General features: G+C 73.4%; 11 protein-coding genes. 6 read left to right on the top strand and 5 right to left on the bottom strand.

Translation table 11 applies throughout. The annotated features are described in order from the left end of the window. Positions 1-38: 38 nt before the first annotated feature. The 3 genes from WMF27_RS08735 to WMF27_RS08745 all read right to left on the bottom strand — a co-directional run bounded on the left by WMF27_RS08735 (position 39) and on the right by WMF27_RS08745 (position 2,348). Entirely contained in the window at positions 39-737 is a 699-nt protein-coding gene (locus WMF27_RS08735; RefSeq protein WP_437944064.1) for a hypothetical protein, read from the bottom strand. Positions 738-890: 153 nt separating this feature from the next. Next, positions 891-1,274, bottom strand: coding sequence for a hypothetical protein (locus tag WMF27_RS08740; RefSeq protein ID WP_437745186.1), 384 nt, complete (start codon positions 1,272-1,274; stop codon positions 891-893). Between the two features lie 342 nt (positions 1,275-1,616). After that, positions 1,617-2,348 (bottom strand): TetR/AcrR family transcriptional regulator, encoded by a 732-nt coding sequence (locus tag WMF27_RS08745; protein WP_437769374.1) that lies wholly within the window; start codon positions 2,346-2,348, stop codon positions 1,617-1,619. A gap of 148 nt (positions 2,349-2,496) precedes the next feature. On the opposite strand from WMF27_RS08745, the gene WMF27_RS08750 reads away from it, so the two are divergent. Both WMF27_RS08750 and WMF27_RS08755 read left to right on the top strand, forming a co-directional pair. Then, complete coding sequence (locus tag WMF27_RS08750) at positions 2,497-3,159, top strand: UdgX family uracil-DNA binding protein (RefSeq protein WP_437769373.1); 663 nt, start codon at positions 2,497-2,499, stop codon at positions 3,157-3,159. 58 nt (positions 3,160-3,217) lie between these two features. Then, the gene (locus tag WMF27_RS08755) at positions 3,218-5,164 is read left to right on the top strand and encodes a potassium transporter Kup (RefSeq protein ID WP_437769372.1); all 1,947 of its coding nucleotides are present in this window, start codon (positions 3,218-3,220) and stop codon (positions 5,162-5,164) included. Between the two features lie 15 nt (positions 5,165-5,179). On the opposite strand, the gene WMF27_RS08760 is transcribed toward WMF27_RS08755, so the two are convergent. Continuing rightward, entirely contained in the window at positions 5,180-6,469 is a 1,290-nt protein-coding gene (locus WMF27_RS08760) for a citrate synthase family protein (RefSeq protein ID WP_437769371.1), read from the bottom strand. A 232-nt stretch (positions 6,470-6,701) separates the two neighbouring features. Here WMF27_RS08760 and WMF27_RS08765 point away from each other — a divergent pair, with 232 nt between their 5' ends. From WMF27_RS08765 to WMF27_RS08780, 4 genes are all read left to right on the top strand, one after another. Beyond that, complete coding sequence (locus tag WMF27_RS08765; protein WP_437769370.1) at positions 6,702-7,850, top strand: citrate synthase; 1,149 nt, start codon at positions 6,702-6,704, stop codon at positions 7,848-7,850. 274 nt (positions 7,851-8,124) lie between these two features. Continuing rightward, positions 8,125-8,925: a recombinase A gene (locus WMF27_RS08770; protein ID WP_437769369.1), complete on the top strand. Its 801-nt coding sequence runs from the start codon at positions 8,125-8,127 to the stop codon at positions 8,923-8,925. Positions 8,926-8,942: 17 nt separating this feature from the next. Next, a complete protein-coding gene (locus tag WMF27_RS08775; protein WP_437769368.1) occupies positions 8,943-10,817 on the top strand; it encodes a DinB/UmuC family translesion DNA polymerase in 1,875 nt (624 codons plus the stop codon). Next, the gene (locus WMF27_RS08780) at positions 10,814-14,062 is read left to right on the top strand and encodes an error-prone DNA polymerase (protein ID WP_437769367.1); all 3,249 of its coding nucleotides are present in this window, start codon (positions 10,814-10,816) and stop codon (positions 14,060-14,062) included. The genes WMF27_RS08775 and WMF27_RS08780 overlap by 4 nt, the downstream gene beginning before the upstream one ends. A gap of 111 nt (positions 14,063-14,173) precedes the next feature. On the opposite strand, the gene WMF27_RS08785 is transcribed toward WMF27_RS08780, so the two are convergent. Then, a complete protein-coding gene (locus WMF27_RS08785; protein ID WP_437769366.1) occupies positions 14,174-15,823 on the bottom strand; it encodes a hybrid sensor histidine kinase/response regulator in 1,650 nt (549 codons plus the stop codon). Positions 15,824-16,004 lie beyond the last annotated feature (181 nt).

Here is a 16,004-nt window from a genome sequence, read left to right on the forward strand (position 1 = left end):
GCGCATGGGACACGGCGCCTCACGGTCATCTCACCCTATCAGCGCGCGCCTTCCAGGCGCTTCAGGAGTTGCTCGAGCCGCTCGATGATGTGTGCGGATCGTTCGGATACCATTCGGGCAGAATCGTTGAGCCTCATCCGTGTCATTTCATCCATCCTCCCGCCGGGCTGGAGCCTGGTCATGGCCTCCAGCGCGGCGTCATGGCGCGCCCGGGCGACCTGGGCTGCCGCCATCGCGCGGCGCAGGCGTGCGCGCGGTGGCTCCAGGTCCTCGACCCCGGACCACCTCCTCTCCGGTGAGACGTGCCGCGCCTCGCCCTCGGCTCGCGCCAAGTGATCGGCGGGCGCCGCGAGCGCCTCGGGCGCCGCGAGCAGTGCGGGAGCCTGCGCCCCTCGCAACGATCGATCCGCCTCGTCGTTCCCCGCGTCCTGCGTACGCTCCGTTCGCTTGCCATCGGTCGGAAGGCGGACGTTGACGCTGAGCTGCTGATCCTCCGCGGGCCCCCCGGCGTCCTCCCACCCCCGTTCGTCGATGATCTGCTTCGTCGCGTCGTTGACGAGGAAGACCTGATCGGCGTCGTGGAACCGCTCTGCCGCAAGGCCTGCAGCGCAGACCGGGCCGTCTCGAGCGAGCGGATGTGCTTCGTGAGCGCGAGCCGCCTGCCACGGAAGCGAACGTAAATGCTGTAGCTGGTCTGGGGCGCCATCTGTATCGCCTCGTGGGCCCGGTCGCGTCATACGGTGTCTGCGCTCTTCTTGATAGCAGCTTCCGGGGTGCAGCTCGCCATGGCGCCGGGCCGGGCGGGCGAGCCCCCCGCTCCATGAGATTCTCACGGATCTCTCGCCGTGAGCCCAGGGCGCGAGTTCTCGGCGCGCGTCCTGCTTGCGGTCTCACGCCTCCGGTACCGCCGTCAGCAGCACCAGCCTCCCGGCGGTCTGCTCGGCTGTTCTGCAGGCGGTGCGCACGAGCTGCCACTCTGCCTTCACGAGCTCCGCCATGAGCGACCTGTCCTGACACAGGGCTTTGCTCAGCGACTCCTCGGCGTCTTCGCCGAAGGACAGCACGCGTATCGCGATGGCGAGCGCAAAGTCCTTGGTCAGCCGGACGCGCAGGTCGACGTCCGGCGTCGAGACGTGGAGCGCGTGCTCGGCGAGGGCGACCTCGATCCTGTCCGCAATCGACCTTGCGGTGTCCGCACGCCACTGGATCGAGCGGCAGGTCTGCCGGAGCAGCTCCTGGATTAACCGTCTATCACGACCCGTCTGGTTGCCCATTCCGCCCCCCTCGACAGTTCCGTTCTTCTGCGGAGAGCCGTCCAGAGAGCGCCCGCGACCGGCCAGAGCGCGCGACGGTCAGCCTGGCGCGATTGAACGAGCAGGACCGCTCCCCAAGGCTGCGCTCCTCCCGAGTTGCCCGAGCGGTTCTCCCTCCGGCTCCCCGCTCCACCCCCTCACTGTCCTGCCGAAAATCCCGTTGACTGCCAGCTGTAGCTCAGCTGCTGCCCGGCCGACCGCTAGGGCGATATGGAATCGCTCGTCAGGGATTCCCTGTAAGCTGTCCTGGCACCGCCGAGCCTCCGGCCGTTCTATTCAGGCAAAGCCCGACACCCAGGTTGCCTAGGTCGCCTTGGCCTTGGAGCGCCGGCGCTCGCTGCTCGACGCCGAGGCAGGCGGCGGGTCGGCGGTCTGCCGCACGCTGCGCGGGGGGGCTTCCATGACCGACAGGTCAGCGACGGCGCGCACCTCCGGGGCGAGCAGGCCGTGCGTGAAGAGCTGGAGCACCTGCGCAGCCCAGGCGGCGATGTCTGGCCTGGATGGCGCGTCGATGAGCTTGCGCACCAGGCGATCGAAGGCGCCGGAGATGAGCGCGGCGATGACGCTGGGCTCCAGATCGCACCGGTAAAGGCCGATGTCGATCGCGTACCGGACGCGGCCCTCCACCTGCCGCGCGACGCGCTGGGCGAACTCGTCGATCAGGTAGGCGTACGGGGTCCCACCGCCTCCCGCCAGCATCATCCTGAGGAGCGCCCGGTTCTGCCAGCAGAACTCGAGCACATCGAGGTCGTGGGCGAGGACCCGCTTGAAGTACTCGTTCACCGACGCTCGCTCGGCCTCGAAGACGATGGGCGGCGGCTCCACGCAGTCGGCGAGGCGCGCGATGAAGGTCTCGACGATCTGCTTGAAGCAGTCGTCCTTGCTCTGGAAGTGCAGGTAGAACGCGCCCTTCGAGACGCCAGCGCGCTCGGTGATGTCCTCGACCCTCGCGGCGGCCAAGCCGCGCTCGGTGAAGGCAGCCTCGGCGGCGCGGAGCAGCTCGATCCTGGCGCGGCGATCGGCAAGGCGGGGCATTCTGACTGGTCGGTCAACGTCGGAGGACCGGGGCACTATGGGAAGGCCGCCGGAGGCCGTCAAGGCGCTCGTCGGCCGCGCTTCTCGCGACGCGGCGCGTTCGACCGCGCCGCGTCGCCCTGGCACGAGCGATGCTGCGGAGGTGGTCATGGCCAGCGTGGCGAGACGAAATGCAGCAGGGCGCGGCGTCGGCGAGGCGACGGCGGCGGCTCTCGTCCCCAGCCCTCCTTCGTTGCCGAGCCTGCGTGAGGCTGCGGCGCGGTGCCGGGCGTGTCCGCTCTGGGAGCGGGGGACGCAGACGGTGTTCGGCGAGGGCGCGGCGCGATCGGACGTGCTCCTCGTCGGCGAACAGCCAGGCGACAAGGAGGACCTGGCCGGCAAGCCGTTCGTGGGGCCAGCGGGGCAGCTGCTCGATCGCGCGCTCGAGGCGGCGGGGATCGAGCGGCGCCGGGCGTACGTGACCAACGTGGTGAAGCACTTCAAGTGGGAGCCGCGCGGCAAGCGCCGCGTGCACATGAAGCCGGACGCGCGCGAGATCCGCGCGTGCCTGCCGTGGCTCGCCGCGGAGATCGCGGTGGTGCAGCCGGCGATCGTGGTATGCCTCGGCGCGACGGCGGCGCAGGCGCTGCTCGGCGGCTCGTTCCGGGTCACGCGTGAGCGCGGCAGGATCGTCGCCTCGCCGCTCGCGCCGCGCGTGCTGGCGACCGTGCACCCCGCGTCGATCCTCCGCATGCCGGACGAAGCGGCGAGGCGAGCCGAGCTCTCCCGCTTCATCGAAGATCTCACCGTGGCGGCGCGCGCGCTCGGCTGAGCCGGCGCGCGCCGCCTCCTCGCGGGGCGCGCTCTCGATGGAGTAGGATTCGCCCCCGATGACGATGAGCCCACGACCGGTCCCCGCCGCAGAGCGCCCCACGCCCTCTTCGATGGCCGAGCGCGCCCACCTGGGGAGCTCGAAGAAGATGTGGCCGCTGATGCTGGCGGCGCTCGGGGTCGTCTACGGCGACATCGGGACGAGCCCGCTCTACGCGATGAAGGAGTGCTTCAGCCCCAGCAGCCCGCACCACGTCGCTCCGACGCCCGGGAACGTGCTCGGGGTGCTCTCGCTGATGTTCTGGTCGTTGATGATGGTGGTGACCGTCAAGTACGTGACGTTCATCACGCGGGCCGACAACGAGGGCGCGGGCGGCATCCTCGCGCTGCTCGCGCTCGTCCCGAGCGGCGATCGCAAAGGCGAGGGCCGCGGTCTCCTCGTGCTCCTCGTCCTCGTCGGCGCGGCGCTCCTCTATGGCGACGGCGTGATCACGCCTGCGATCTCGGTGCTCTCCGCCGTGGAGGGCCTCGAGGTCGCGATCCCGAAGCTGGACCCTGCCGTCGTGCCGATCATCACCTGCGGTGTGCTGCTCGCCGTGTTCCTCGTGCAGAAGCGCGGCACGGCCGGGGTCGGGTCGATCTTCGGGCCGGTGACGCTCGTGTGGTTTGTCACGCTCGTGCTGCTCGGGGCCAAGGAGCTCATCCGCAGCCCCGGAGTGCTCCGGGCCGTCTCACCGACCTACGCGGTGAGCTTCTTTGCCGAGAACCAACTGCATGGCTTCCTGATCCTCGGCGCGGTCGTCCTCTGCATCACGGGCGGCGAGGCGCTGTACGCCGACATGGGGCATTTCGGCCGCGTGCCGATCAAATACACCTGGTACACGATCGTCTGGCCCGGGCTGCTCATCAATTATTTCGGCCAGGGCGCCAAGCTCCTCGCGGACCCCACCGCGGCGGCGAACCCGTTCTATGCGCTGGTCCCGTCGTGGGCGCTCTATCCCACGATGGCGATCGCCACGGCGGCGACGGTCGTCGCGTCCCAGGCGCTCATCTCGGGGGCCTTCTCGCTCACCCAGCAGGCGGTGCAGCTCGGGTATTTCCCGCGTGTCACGGTGATCCACACGTCCAAGGACGAGGCGGGGCAGATCTACATCCCCGAGGTGAACAGCGGGCTCCTGATCTCGTGCATCGTGCTGGTCCTCACCTTCAAGAACTCGAGCGCGCTCGCGGCTGCCTACGGCATCGCCGTCACGGGGACGATGGGGATCACCACGGTGGTCTATTACGTGGTCACCCGAGAGACGTGGGGCTGGCCGGTCTGGAAATCGCTCCCGCTGGCCGGGCTCTTCCTGGTGATCGATCTCGCGTTCTTCGCGGCGAACAGCGCCAAGTTCTTCCACGGGGGCTGGGTGCCCATCGTGATGGGCGCGGCGATCTTCACGGTGATGACGACCTGGAAGACGGGGCGCAAGCACCTCGCCGCGGCGATCAAGTCGGCGATCTTGCCGCTCGACATGTTCCTCGAGGACGTGAAGCGCGTGAAGCCGCACCGGGTGCGCGGGACGGCGGTCTTCATGGCGTCGAGCCCGGAGGGCACGCCGCCGATCCTGCTGCACCACGTGAAGCACAACCAGGTGCTGCACGAGCAGGTGGTGCTCCTCTCGATCCAGGTGACGAACGTGCCGGAGGTGCCGGCGGAGCGGCGCACGACGGTGATCCCGCGGGGCGAGGGGATCTACCAGGTCACGGCGTGTTACGGCTTCATGCAGACGCCGAACGCGCCGTCGGTGCTCGAGGGGTGCAAGCGGCACGGGCTCGACATCGATCTCGGGAGGACGAGCTACTACCTCGGCAGGGAGACGCTGCTGACGACCGGGCGCTCGAAGATGTCCCGGTGGCGCAAGGGGCTGTTCGCCTTCATCTCGCGGAACGCGCGGCCGGCGACGGCGTATTTCGGTCTGCCGCCGAACCGCGTGGTCGAGCTCGGAATGCAGGTCGATTTTTAGGGGTGCGCGCGGGGCTCAGGGCCCCGTGTACCGTGCGCGGGGCCGGAGCATGTACCCCGCTTCCCGCTGCTCGAAGGCGTGGGCGATCCACCCGGCGGCGCGCGCCACCGCGAAGAGCGCCGCCGCCGTGCCGGCCGGCAGGCCGAGCGCGGCCGCGATCGCGACGAGGCCCAGGTCGAGCGACGGCGGATCGAGGCCGGCGTCGCGCAGCGCGTCGACGAGCGCGAGCACCGTGCGCAAGGCCGCGCTCTGCGGGGCGAGCGCGCGGGCTGTGTCGAGCAGCAGCTGGGCGCGGGGGTCGCCCTCGGGGTAGAGCCTGTGCCCGACGCCGGCGATGGGCTCGCCGCGGCGCAGCCGCTCGTGGACCGCGGCGGCGGCGCGCTCGGGCCGGCCTGCCTCGGCGACCAGGGCCTCCACCCGGTCGGTCATGCCGCCGTGCCTCGGGCCGGAGAGCGCGGCGAGCCCCGCGCTGACGCAGGCGTAGAGGTCGGCGCCGGTGGAGGCGGCCACCCGGACCGCGAACGTCGAGGCGTTCAGCTCGTGATCGGCCGAGACCACGAGCGCGCGGTTCACGGCGCGCTCGGCCTTCTTCGAGGGGTTCGCGCCGAGGGCGATGAGCAGCCGCCGCGCCGCCCCGTCGGCCTCGAGGGCGTCGGTCGCCCTGCGCGCGTCCCGCCCGAGGCCCACGAGCGCCGCGAGCGAGCGCACGAGGGCCCGCGCCCGCGCGCGCTCCGCGTCGCCCGTGGGGATGCGCCCATCGCCCGAGGGCGCGCCCACGTGGCGGGTGGCGTCGTGCGCGCCGAGCGCGGGCACCACGAGCGCGAGCGCGACGAACGGCGGCGTGCCCTCCGGCAGGAGCGCCGCGAGCTTGGCCGGGCGGACGCTCAGCCGGCCTGGCCGCGCCGCCGGCGCGCCCTCCGCCGGCAGCTCGCCGGTCCAGAGCAGCTCGGCGACCGCCTCGAAGGGCACGTCGTCGAGCGCCAGCGCGACCGCCTCCTTGCCCCGGTAGACGGGCCCGCGCGGGCCGATCGCGGTGAGCGCCGACTCGAGCACCGGCTCGCCCCACCGGAGCGCCTCGGCGGCGACCGGGCCGTGGCCGGCGCGCGCGTCGTGCCGCGCCTTGAGCCGCTCGATGTCCGCTCGGAGGTAGAGCCGCGCGCGCCCTCGCCCGCCGGGCACCCCCCGGAGCACGCCCCGGCTCGCGTACGCGTAGAGCGTCTCCCGCTTCACGCCGAGCAGCTCCGCCGCCTCGGCGCCGGTCACGTACGCCGAGGGGCGCTGCCCCGAGTCAGGTAGATCCACCATGAGCGCCCATCAACGTTGCATCCATCCTGTCTTCCGATGCACGAGGCGCCGGCGTCGCGCGCGCCGGCGACATCGGCGACATCGGCGACATCCATTCCTCCTAGCACCGCCCTCCTCGGCTTCCTCCGGGATTCTTCCTCGACGCGCTTCGAGGCCGTGCATGGTTGATTGTACAATCAAGGTTGATCAACCTCGTGCGGTGCCCAAGATGTCGTCAGCGGAGGTGATCGGAATGAGGGATGTGGCGGCGCCGCTCGCGAGCGGCCTGGAGGGCGTGGTGGTGGCGGAGACGCGGCTCTCGGAGGTGGACGGAGAGCGGGGGAGGCTCACCCTCGCGGGCCACGACGTCGAGGAGCTCGCCGGCGGCGGCGGGGTGACCTTCGAGGACGCGTGCGGGCTGCTCTGGGGCAGCGCGCTGCCCGGGGCGGCGGAGCGGGAGTCGCTCCGGCGAGCGATCGCCGAGGGGCGGACGAGGGCCTTCGCGCTGCTCGGGCGGCTCGGGGACGCGCTCCAGGCGGGCGACGGGATGGATGCGCTCCGCGCCGCGGTCGCGCACCTCTCGGGCGACGTCCCGCCCGCGGCGATCGCCGGGGCGGTCGCGACGTTCGCGGCGGCGTGGGCGCGGCGCTGCGCGGGGGAGGCGCCGGTCGCGCCCGATCCGGCGCTCCGGCTCTCGGCCGACTACCTGCGCATGGCGCGGGGGGCCGCGGCGAGCGAGGCCGAGGCGCGCGAGCTCGACACGTACCTCGTGACGGTCTCGGATCACGGCATGAACGCGTCCACCTTCACCGCGCGCGTGGTCACCTCGACGGGGTCGGACGCGATCTCGGCGGTGGTCGCGGCGATCGGCGCGCTGAAGGGGCCGCTCCACGGCGGCGCGCCCGGGCCGGTCCTCGACATGCTGGACGCGGTCGCGGCGAAGGCGGGCGAGGGCGGCGCGCCGCCCCCGGGCTGCGCCGAGCGCTGGATCCAGGCCGAGCTCGCGGCGGGCCGGCGGATCATGGGCATGGGCCACCGGATCTACCGGGTGAGGGATCCGCGGGCGGCGGTGCTCGAGCGGGCGATCGAGCGGCTCGGGCGGACGGCAGGCGGCGCGCGGAGCGCACGGCTCGCGCTGGCGCGTGAGGTCGAGCGGGCGGCCGAGGCCGCGCTCCGCGCGCGGCACCCGGATCGCCCGCTGCGCGCGAACGTCGAGTTCTACACGGCGGTGCTGCTCGACGCGCTCGGGCTGCCACGCGCGCTCTTCGCGCCGACCTTCGCGGTGGGCAGGGTCGCGGGCTGGTGCGCGCACATCGACGAGCAACGGCGCGCGGGGCGGCTCATTCGCCCGAGCTCACGCTACATCGGGGGCGTCCCCGGAGCGGCAGCTCCGCCGCATTGACGCGTCGGGCCCGCCGCGTGCGCGGCGAGGCCGCTGGCAGGAGCGCTCGTCGTCGCCGGCCATGAGGTCGACCTGCCCCGGTCGGACTTATTGAAGAGTCCGTGACGGCATTCGCTTCATCCCCGTCGTCTTGCCATCCTATCCGCACAGAAATTGCCGGAGAGGCCGTTCCACAGCCCTGGAAGGACAAAAGGAGAACGCGCCGGGCGCGGGTAGGACGTTGTTCGTCCTGCAAAGTTGGCAGGCTCGCGGGGGCACTGTTATCGTGTTCAGTATGTCGTCCGCCGCTCTTGCCGCTCCGCTTGCCCGGGACCTCCTGCGCCATACCCTCCCCGAGTTCGAAGCGCGCGCCAAGACGCTCCCGCTCGGGCTGCGGGAAATCAACGACGCGCTCCCGGAAGGGGGGCTGCCGCGCGGGGGGGTGGTGGAGCTCGCCGCGCCGCGGGGGCTGGGGCGCTCCACCTCGCTCGCCCTCTCCGCGTGCGCGTCGGCGCAAGCGGAGGCGCGGCTGCGCGGGACGAGCGCGACGGCGGGGGCGTGGTGCGCGTGGATCGACCCGAGCGGCTCGCTCTTCGCGCCGGCGGTCGCGCGCGCGCAGGTCGATCTGAGCCGGCTGCTCGTGGTGCGGCCCCCGCCGGAGGTGCTCGCGAAGGTCGCGGTGCGGATGGCGATGAGCCGGGCGTTCGCGGTGCTCGTGATCGACGTGGCCGGGGTCCCGGGGGCCTTCGGCCAGGGCGCGGGGAAGGGGGAGCGGAGCGCGCCCGGGGCGGGGCGCCGCGAGGAGGACCTCGCGCGCTGGGTCAACGTGGTGCGCAAGCTCGCCCTGGCGCTCGAGGGGAGCGACGGGACGATCCTGCTCCTCACCGATCGCCAGGCGGCGCGGCCGATGCCCTTGCCGGTCGCGATGCGGCTGGAGCTCGAGCAGGTCGCCGAGAACCGGCTGATGGTCCGCGTCGCCAAGGACCGCCGAGGGCGCGTGACCTCGCCGACGCCGGTGGTGCTCGGGGAGCGGCCCGGGGACAGGGCAGAGCGGACGGCGGGCGGCGAGCCGCGGCCCGCGCTGTCGCGGGCGTGAGGGAGAGGAGAGAGGCGATGGCGGTGAGGCGCATTGTGGCGATCGTGCTCCCGCAGCTCGCGTGCGAGCTGGTGAAGCAGCGCGGGCCGGTCTCGCCGAGCGGGAAGGCGCCGCTCGCGGTGATCCTCGGGGGCGAGGAGGACCGCCGCGCGGCGCTCGCGCCGCGGCCCGAGCGCGAGCCGCAGGCGCCGGCGGCGGTGATCGACGTGGTCGACGACGAGGCGAGGCGGTACGGGGTGAGGCCGGGGCAGAAGGTCGTCGAGGCGGCGGCGCTGGTCGCCCACCTCGCGATCCACCGGGTGACGTTCGCCGAGATCGACGCGGCGCTCGGCCGGGTCGCCGAGGTGGCGCTCGGGCTCGGGGCGACGGCGGCGATCCAGCTCGGCGAGCAGGGCGCCCCGCGCGCCGGCGCGGCGCGGGCGAGCCGCGCTCCCGAGCGCGCCGCGAGCGAGGCGCGGAGCCCCTGGGGCGACGGCCCGTACGACACGGTGTGGCTCGACATCACCGGGGCGTCGCACCTCGTCGGCGGCGAGGAGGCGCTGCTCGGCGAGCTCGGCGAGCGCGTGGCGGCGCTCGGCCACCGGGCGCGGCTCGCGATCGCCGACGGGCCGCGGCTCGCGCAGGCGCTCGCGCGCTTCGGCGCGCACGCGGACGGCGGGGGAGGGGCGGAGGCCCCGATCGCGCCGCCGGGCAAGGGGGCGCAGGCGATCGGGCCCTTGCCGGTGCAGGCGCTCCCGGTCGAGCGCGAGGTGGCGAGCTTCCTCGTCCGGCTCGGCGTGCTCCGCGTCGAGGATCTCGCGCGCCTGCCGCGGGCGCAGGTGGCGGCGCGGCTGGGGCCGCGGACGGCCGACGTGATGGAGCTCCTCGCCGGCCGCGATCCCGTGCCGCTCCTGCCGTTCGAGGTGCCCCGGCTGCTCGAGGAGGAGGTGCTCTTCGACGAGCCGATCGAGAGCGCCGAGTCGCTCCTGTTCGTGCTGCGCGGCATGACGTCGCGGATCGCGTCGCGGCTCGCCGCGCGCGGGGAGGCGTGCGGGCGGCTCAACGTGGCGATCGCCTACGATCGCTCGATCGCGCGGCTCCGCCTCGGCGAGCGCGAGGACGACGGCGCCGCCGCGGCGCTCCTGGAACTGGAAGACGACGGGCGCGGCCCTTCGCTGCGCTTCCACGTCGACATGCCGGTGCCCCTCTCGGACGCAAGCGATCTGCTCCGCCCGCTGAAGGCGAGGCTCGAGCGGATCGAGCTCGCGGCGCCCGCGGTGGGGGTCCACGTCATCGCCTCGCGCATCGCGCGGGCCCGCCGGGTGCAGCTCGATCTGTCGCGCGACCGGTCGGCCGATCCCGACAGCCTGCCGGCGCTCCTGGCCGAGCTCTCGGCGGAGATCGGCCAGGAGCGGGTGGGCATCCTGGAGATCGCCGACGCGCACCGCCCCGAGGCGCGCTCGCGGCTCGTGCCGGCCTCTGGCGAGGCGGCCATGACGCGCGCGTCCGCCGCGGCCCGCGCGCGCGCCGCGGCGGATCGGGGCGCGGCGGAGCAGGCGGGGGGCGCGGACGCGCCGGCGCTGGAGCCCGCGCGGCTCCTCGCGCAGCCGATCCCGCTCGGCCGGGTGGGGCGCGGGGCGATCGTGGCCGTCGATCGGCACCTCTACGCGATCGAGCGGCTCTCCTTCGTGATGCGGATCGACGCGGTGGAGTGGTGGACGCCCACGCCGGCGTCGCGCGACTACGCGCGCGCCTGGCTCGTCTCGGGCTCTCCGTCCGGCAAGGCCGCCCCGGTGCGCCTCGGCGAGCTGCGCCCTCCTCGAGACGGCGCGAGCGCGAGCTCCTGCGGCGAAGCGTGGATCTACGTCGACCGCGCGACGGGCGAGGCCTTCCTGCAGGGGTGGTGCGAGTGAGCGCCGGCGCGTCGGTCCCGTTCGTGGAGCTCTGCGGCCGCTCCTGCTTCTCTTTCCTGGAGGGCGCCTCGCACCCCGAGGAGCTCGTGCACCGCGCCAAGGAGCTCGGCCTCGAGGGGCTCGCGCTCTGCGATCGCGACGGGATCTACGGCAGCGTGCGCGCGCACACGGCGGCGAAGAAGGTCGAGCAGCGGGTGATCGTCGGGGCCGAGCTGACGCTGGGCGCGCCGCGCGGGGGCGCCGAGCGCGCGCCGGAGGTCCGGCCGTCGGTGGTCCTCCTGGTCGAGGACAGCGAGGGTTACGCGAACCTCTGCCGCCTGCTCACGATCGCGCACGCCGAGTGCGAGAAGGGGATGGCGAGCATCTCGGCGGAGGCGATCGCGGCGGCGCAGCGGGGCCTCTCCGCGATCGTGCCGCTCGATCCTCTCGTGCCCGCGGGCGTCTCCGGCGCGCTCCTCGGCACGCTGCGCGACGCGTTCGGCGAGCGCGCGCTCGTCGCGACCTGGAAGCACCTCGACCGCCGCGACGGCGAGCGCGTCGCGGCGGCCCTCGCGGCGGAGCGCCGCTACGGCCCCTGCGTGGTGGCGACGGCGCGCCCGCTCTACCATCACCCGTCGCGCAAGCCGCTCGCGGACGTGCTCGCGTGCATCCGGACCAAGACCACGCTCGATCAAGCGGGGACGCGGATCGCGCCGAACGCGGAGGCGTACGTGCGGTCCGGCGCGCAGATGGCGGCTCTGTTCCGCGATCATCCGGCCTGGGTCGCGCGCACGGTGGAGGTCGCGTCCCGCTGCCGCTTCTCGCTGTCCGAGCTCCGCTACAGCTTCCCGAGCGACGCCCTCTGCATGCCGGGGGAGACGTCGGATCAGGCGCTGCGCCGCCTCACCGAGGAGGGCTGCCGCGACCGTTACCCGGAGGGGGCGCCGCCTCCGGTGCGCGCGCAGATCGAGAAGGAGCTCGCCTTGATCGCGAAGCTCGGCGTGGCGCCCTATTTCCTCAGCGTGCAGCAGGTCGTGAAGATCGCGCGCGCGCGGCAGATCCTCTGCCAGGGCCGCGGGAGCGCGGCCAACAGCGCGGTGTGCTTCGTGCTCGGCGTGACGGCGGTGGATCCGGCCCGGTCGAGCCTGCTCTTCGAGCGCTTCCTGTCGGAGGAGCGCCACGAGCCCCCGGACATCGACGTCGATTTCGAGCACGAGCGCCGGGAGGAGGTGATCCAGGCGATCTACGAGATGTACGGGCGCGACCGGGCGGCGATGGTCTCGGAGGTGATCGCCTACCGCGGCAAGAGCGCGCTCCGCGAGGTGGGCAAGGCGTTCGGCTTCTCGGCGGATCAGGTCGATCGGCTGAGCGGCCTCGTGCATCACCACGAGGCGGACATCACCGAGCAGCGGGTCAGCGAGGCGGGCCTCGATCCGGATGACGTGCGCGTCCGGCAAGCCGTCATGATGGCGAGCGCGCTCGAGGGCTTCCCGCGCCACCTCTCGATCCACGTGGGCGGCTTCGTGCTGTCGTCCGAGCCGCTGCACAAGGTGGCCCCGGTCGAGCCTGCGCGGATGGAGGGCCGCACGGTGATCCCGTGGGACAAGGACGATCTCGACGATCTCGGCTTCTTCAAGATCGACGTCCTGGCGCTCGGCATGCTGACGGCGATCCGCAAGGCGCTCGGCTTGATTCACTCGGACCGGTACGCCGGGCTCACGGGTCCCTTGGTCCACACGGCGCGGGACCCCGCGCCCGCGGGGGTCTCGTTCCATGCGGGCCGAGGCGCCGCGTTCGATCCGATCGCGGCGCTCGCGCAGATCCCGCCGGAGGACCCGGCTGTCTACGAGGCGATCGGCCGGGCCGACACGGTGGGGGTGTTCCAGATCGAGAGCCGCGCGCAGATGGCGATGCTCCCGCGGCTGAAGCCGAACAAGTTCTACGACCTGGTGATCGAGGTGGCGATCGTGCGCCCCGGGCCCATCCAGGGCGGGATGGTGCACCCCTACCTGCGCCGGCGGACGGGGCAGGAGCCGCCGGTGTCCCCGCACCCGTGCCTGGATCCCATCCTGGAGCGCACGCTCGGCGTTCCGCTCTTCCAGGAGCAGGTGATGCAGATCGCGATGGTCGGCGCGGGCTACACGCCGGGCGAGGCCGACCAGCTGCGCCGCGACATGGCGGCGTGGAAGAAGCACGGGCGCCTGGAGCGGCACCGCGGGCGGCTCATCCAGGGCTTCGCCGAGCAGGGGATCTCGGCGAAGTTCGGGGAGATGCTCTACCAGCAGATCCAGGGCTTCGGGGAGTACGGCTTCCCGGAGTCGCACGCGGCGAGCTTCGCGCTCCTCGTGTACGCGTCGGCCTGGCTCAAGGTCCACCACCAGGCGGCGTTCACCTGCGCGCTGCTCAACGCGCAGCCGATGGGGTTCTACAGCCCGTCGGCGCTGGTGCAGGACGCGCAGCGGCACGGCGTGGAGGTGCGGCCTGTGTGCGTGGTGCAGAGCGCGTGGGACGCGACCCTGGAGCCTTCCGCCGAGCCCTCGGCGGGCCTGGCGCTGCGGCTCGGCATGCGGCTCGTGAAGGGGCTCGGCGAGGCGGCCGCGGCGGCGATCGTGGCGGCGCGCGAGGAGGCGCCGTTCACGAGCCTCCCGGATCTCGTGAGGCGCACGGAGCTGAAGAAGAACGAGGTGGAGGCGCTCGCAGAAGCGGGCGCGCTCGCCGCGCTGGTGCCTGCCCGGAGAGAGGCGCTCTGGCGCGCGCGCGCCCCCCGCGTGGACGGGTTGTTCGAGGGCGTTCCGATCGAGCAGGACCGGGACGTCGGGCTCCCTCCGCTCAGGCCGCTGGAGCAGCTCGCGCTGGACTACGGGCGCGTGGGTCTGTCGCTGCACGACCACCCGATGCGGCACGTGCGGCGGGCGCTCAAGCGGCGGCGCGGGGCCGGGCGCGTGCGGACCGCCGAGGAGATCAAGGCCGCGCGCGACGGGGAGAGCGTGCGGGTCGCCGGGATGGTGGTCGGACGCCAGCGGCCGGCGACCGCGAGCGGCGTGACGTTCATGACGCTCGAGGACGAGACCGGCGTGGTCAACGTCATCGTCCAGCGGCAGGTCTTCGCGGAGTACGAGCACGTGGCGAGGAACGCGGCGCTCTTGCTCGTCGCCGGGCGGATCGAGCGGCAGGGTGAGGTCGTCCATGTGCTCGCGCGCGAGCTCGATCGGCTGGAGCTGCCCAGCGGCGAGGAGATCGCGCTCAAATCGCGCGACTACCGGTGAGGGCGCGCCGACGCCGCGCTCCCGGAGCGGGGGGGCGATCGGCGGCGCGTGAGGAGAGCACGCGCGCTCGTCAGGGCGGCGGCGACGACCTCGTCGGCGCGAGCGCGCTCGTCAGCGGGCGGCGACGACCTCGTCGACCAGCGAGAGCAACGTCGCCGCGTCGAACGGCTTCAGGAGCAGCCGGGCGTTGACCTGCTGCAGGAACGCCTTGCTGCGCTCCGTGAAGGCGCCGCCGGTCAGGAACACGACACGGCGCTGCTGCTCGGGCGCGTGCTCGCCGAGCGAGGTGTAGAAATCCATTCCTGTCATATCGGGCATCATGAGGTCGCACAGGATGGCGTCGTAGCGCTCTCCGGCGCGGATCCGGCTGAGCGCGTCGCGCGCGCTCGCGGTCGCGGTCGTCTCGTGCCGTGGCTCGAGCGTCCCCGCGATCGCCCGCGTGAGCAGCGGCTCATCGTCGATGATGAGGACCCGCTGCCGCTGCGCCGCCTCCGGCGCGAGCGCGTCGAGGCTGCCGTCCTCGCGCGGCCACCTCGACGCGCACGAGCCGGGCGCGGCGGAGGCGTGCGCCTCGCTGGCCGCGGCGGCGGGGAGGACGAGGCGGAACGTGCTCCCCTTGCCGGGGCGGCTGTCCACCTCGATCCGACCCCCCAGCGCCGTGACGATGGAGTGGCAGATCGCGAGCCCCAACCCGAGCCCTTCGCCAGCTCCCTTGCTCGTGTAGAACGGCTCGAAGATCCGCTCGAGCGACTCGGGCGCGATCCCGGCGCCCGTGTCGCGCACCTCGACGACGACCGACCCCTCGGCGCCACAGCGCGTCGAGAGCTCGATCTCGTTCTGCTCGGCGAGCCCCTCGGGGATGGCCTGCGCGGCGTTCACGATGAGGTTCAGGAAGACCTGCGCGAGCCGCGGCTCGTTCGCCTGGACGGGCGGCACCTCCTGGAAGCTCCGGACGACGCGGGCGCGGTGCCGGATCTCGTTCATCGCCATGTGGACGCAGGAGTCGAGCACCCGCCGGGGGTCGACCAGCCCGCGGCGGTCCTCCTCGGCGCGCGAGAAGCGGTGGAGATCGCGCACGATGAGCCGCACCCGCTCGGCGCCCTCGCGCGCGTCCTCCAGCAGGCTCAGCACGTCGGAGAGCTCGCTCGATGGGGCGCGGCCGTCGCCGTGAGAGCGCGCCCAGGGGCCGCCGCGCGCGGCGCTATTCCGGCGATCGAGCGAGCCGATGCGCCGGATGGCCGCGTCGACGTTCGTGATGACGAACGCGAGGGGGTTGTTGATCTCGTGAGCGACGCCGGCGGCCAGCGTGCCGACGCTCGCCATGCGGCCGGCGCCGACGAGGCGGGCCTGCGTCTGCGCGAGCGCCTGGCGCGAGGCGGCGTCGCGCGCGGCGCGCTCGCGGACGACGGAGAGCCGCGCCCGGGGGCCCGCGCCGTCGCCGCCCGCGAGCAGGAAATCGCTCGCGCCGGCCGCGAGGATGCCGTCGACGTCCCCGTCGCGCTCGGTGATCGCGAGGACGAACACCGCATCGCCGCCGGGCTGCGCCCGCACGCGGCCGCAGAACGCGGCGGCGCTGGTGGGCTCGCTCCAGTCGACGGCGAGCACTGGCGGCGCCTCGCCCAGGCACCGCTCCAGGGCGCGCGCGGGATCGGAGGTGACGCCGACGTCCGGCACGTGGCGTCGGATCAGCGCTTCGAATCGCTCGCTCGCCGCGGCGCGCCCGCGGAGGAGCAGGATGGCGGCCGGCTCCGCGCAGCCCATCGACGTCCTCTCAGCTGTCCTTCGAAGACCCGTTTCAGGGGTCCTTCGAAGATCCTTTACCGCATCTCCATCCCGGCGTGCAGGCATGGTGATCCGTTCCGCTGCGCCTGCCAGGCGCCTCGCCGCGCCGCCGGTCTCCTTCGAGCCGCGCGCCAGCCGGCCGGCTCGCCCGCTTCGCGCG

This window comes from Sorangium sp. So ce281, from assembly GCF_051527395.1.
GTDB classification, from domain to species: Bacteria; Myxococcota_A; Polyangia; order Polyangiales; family Polyangiaceae; genus Sorangium; species Sorangium cellulosum_B.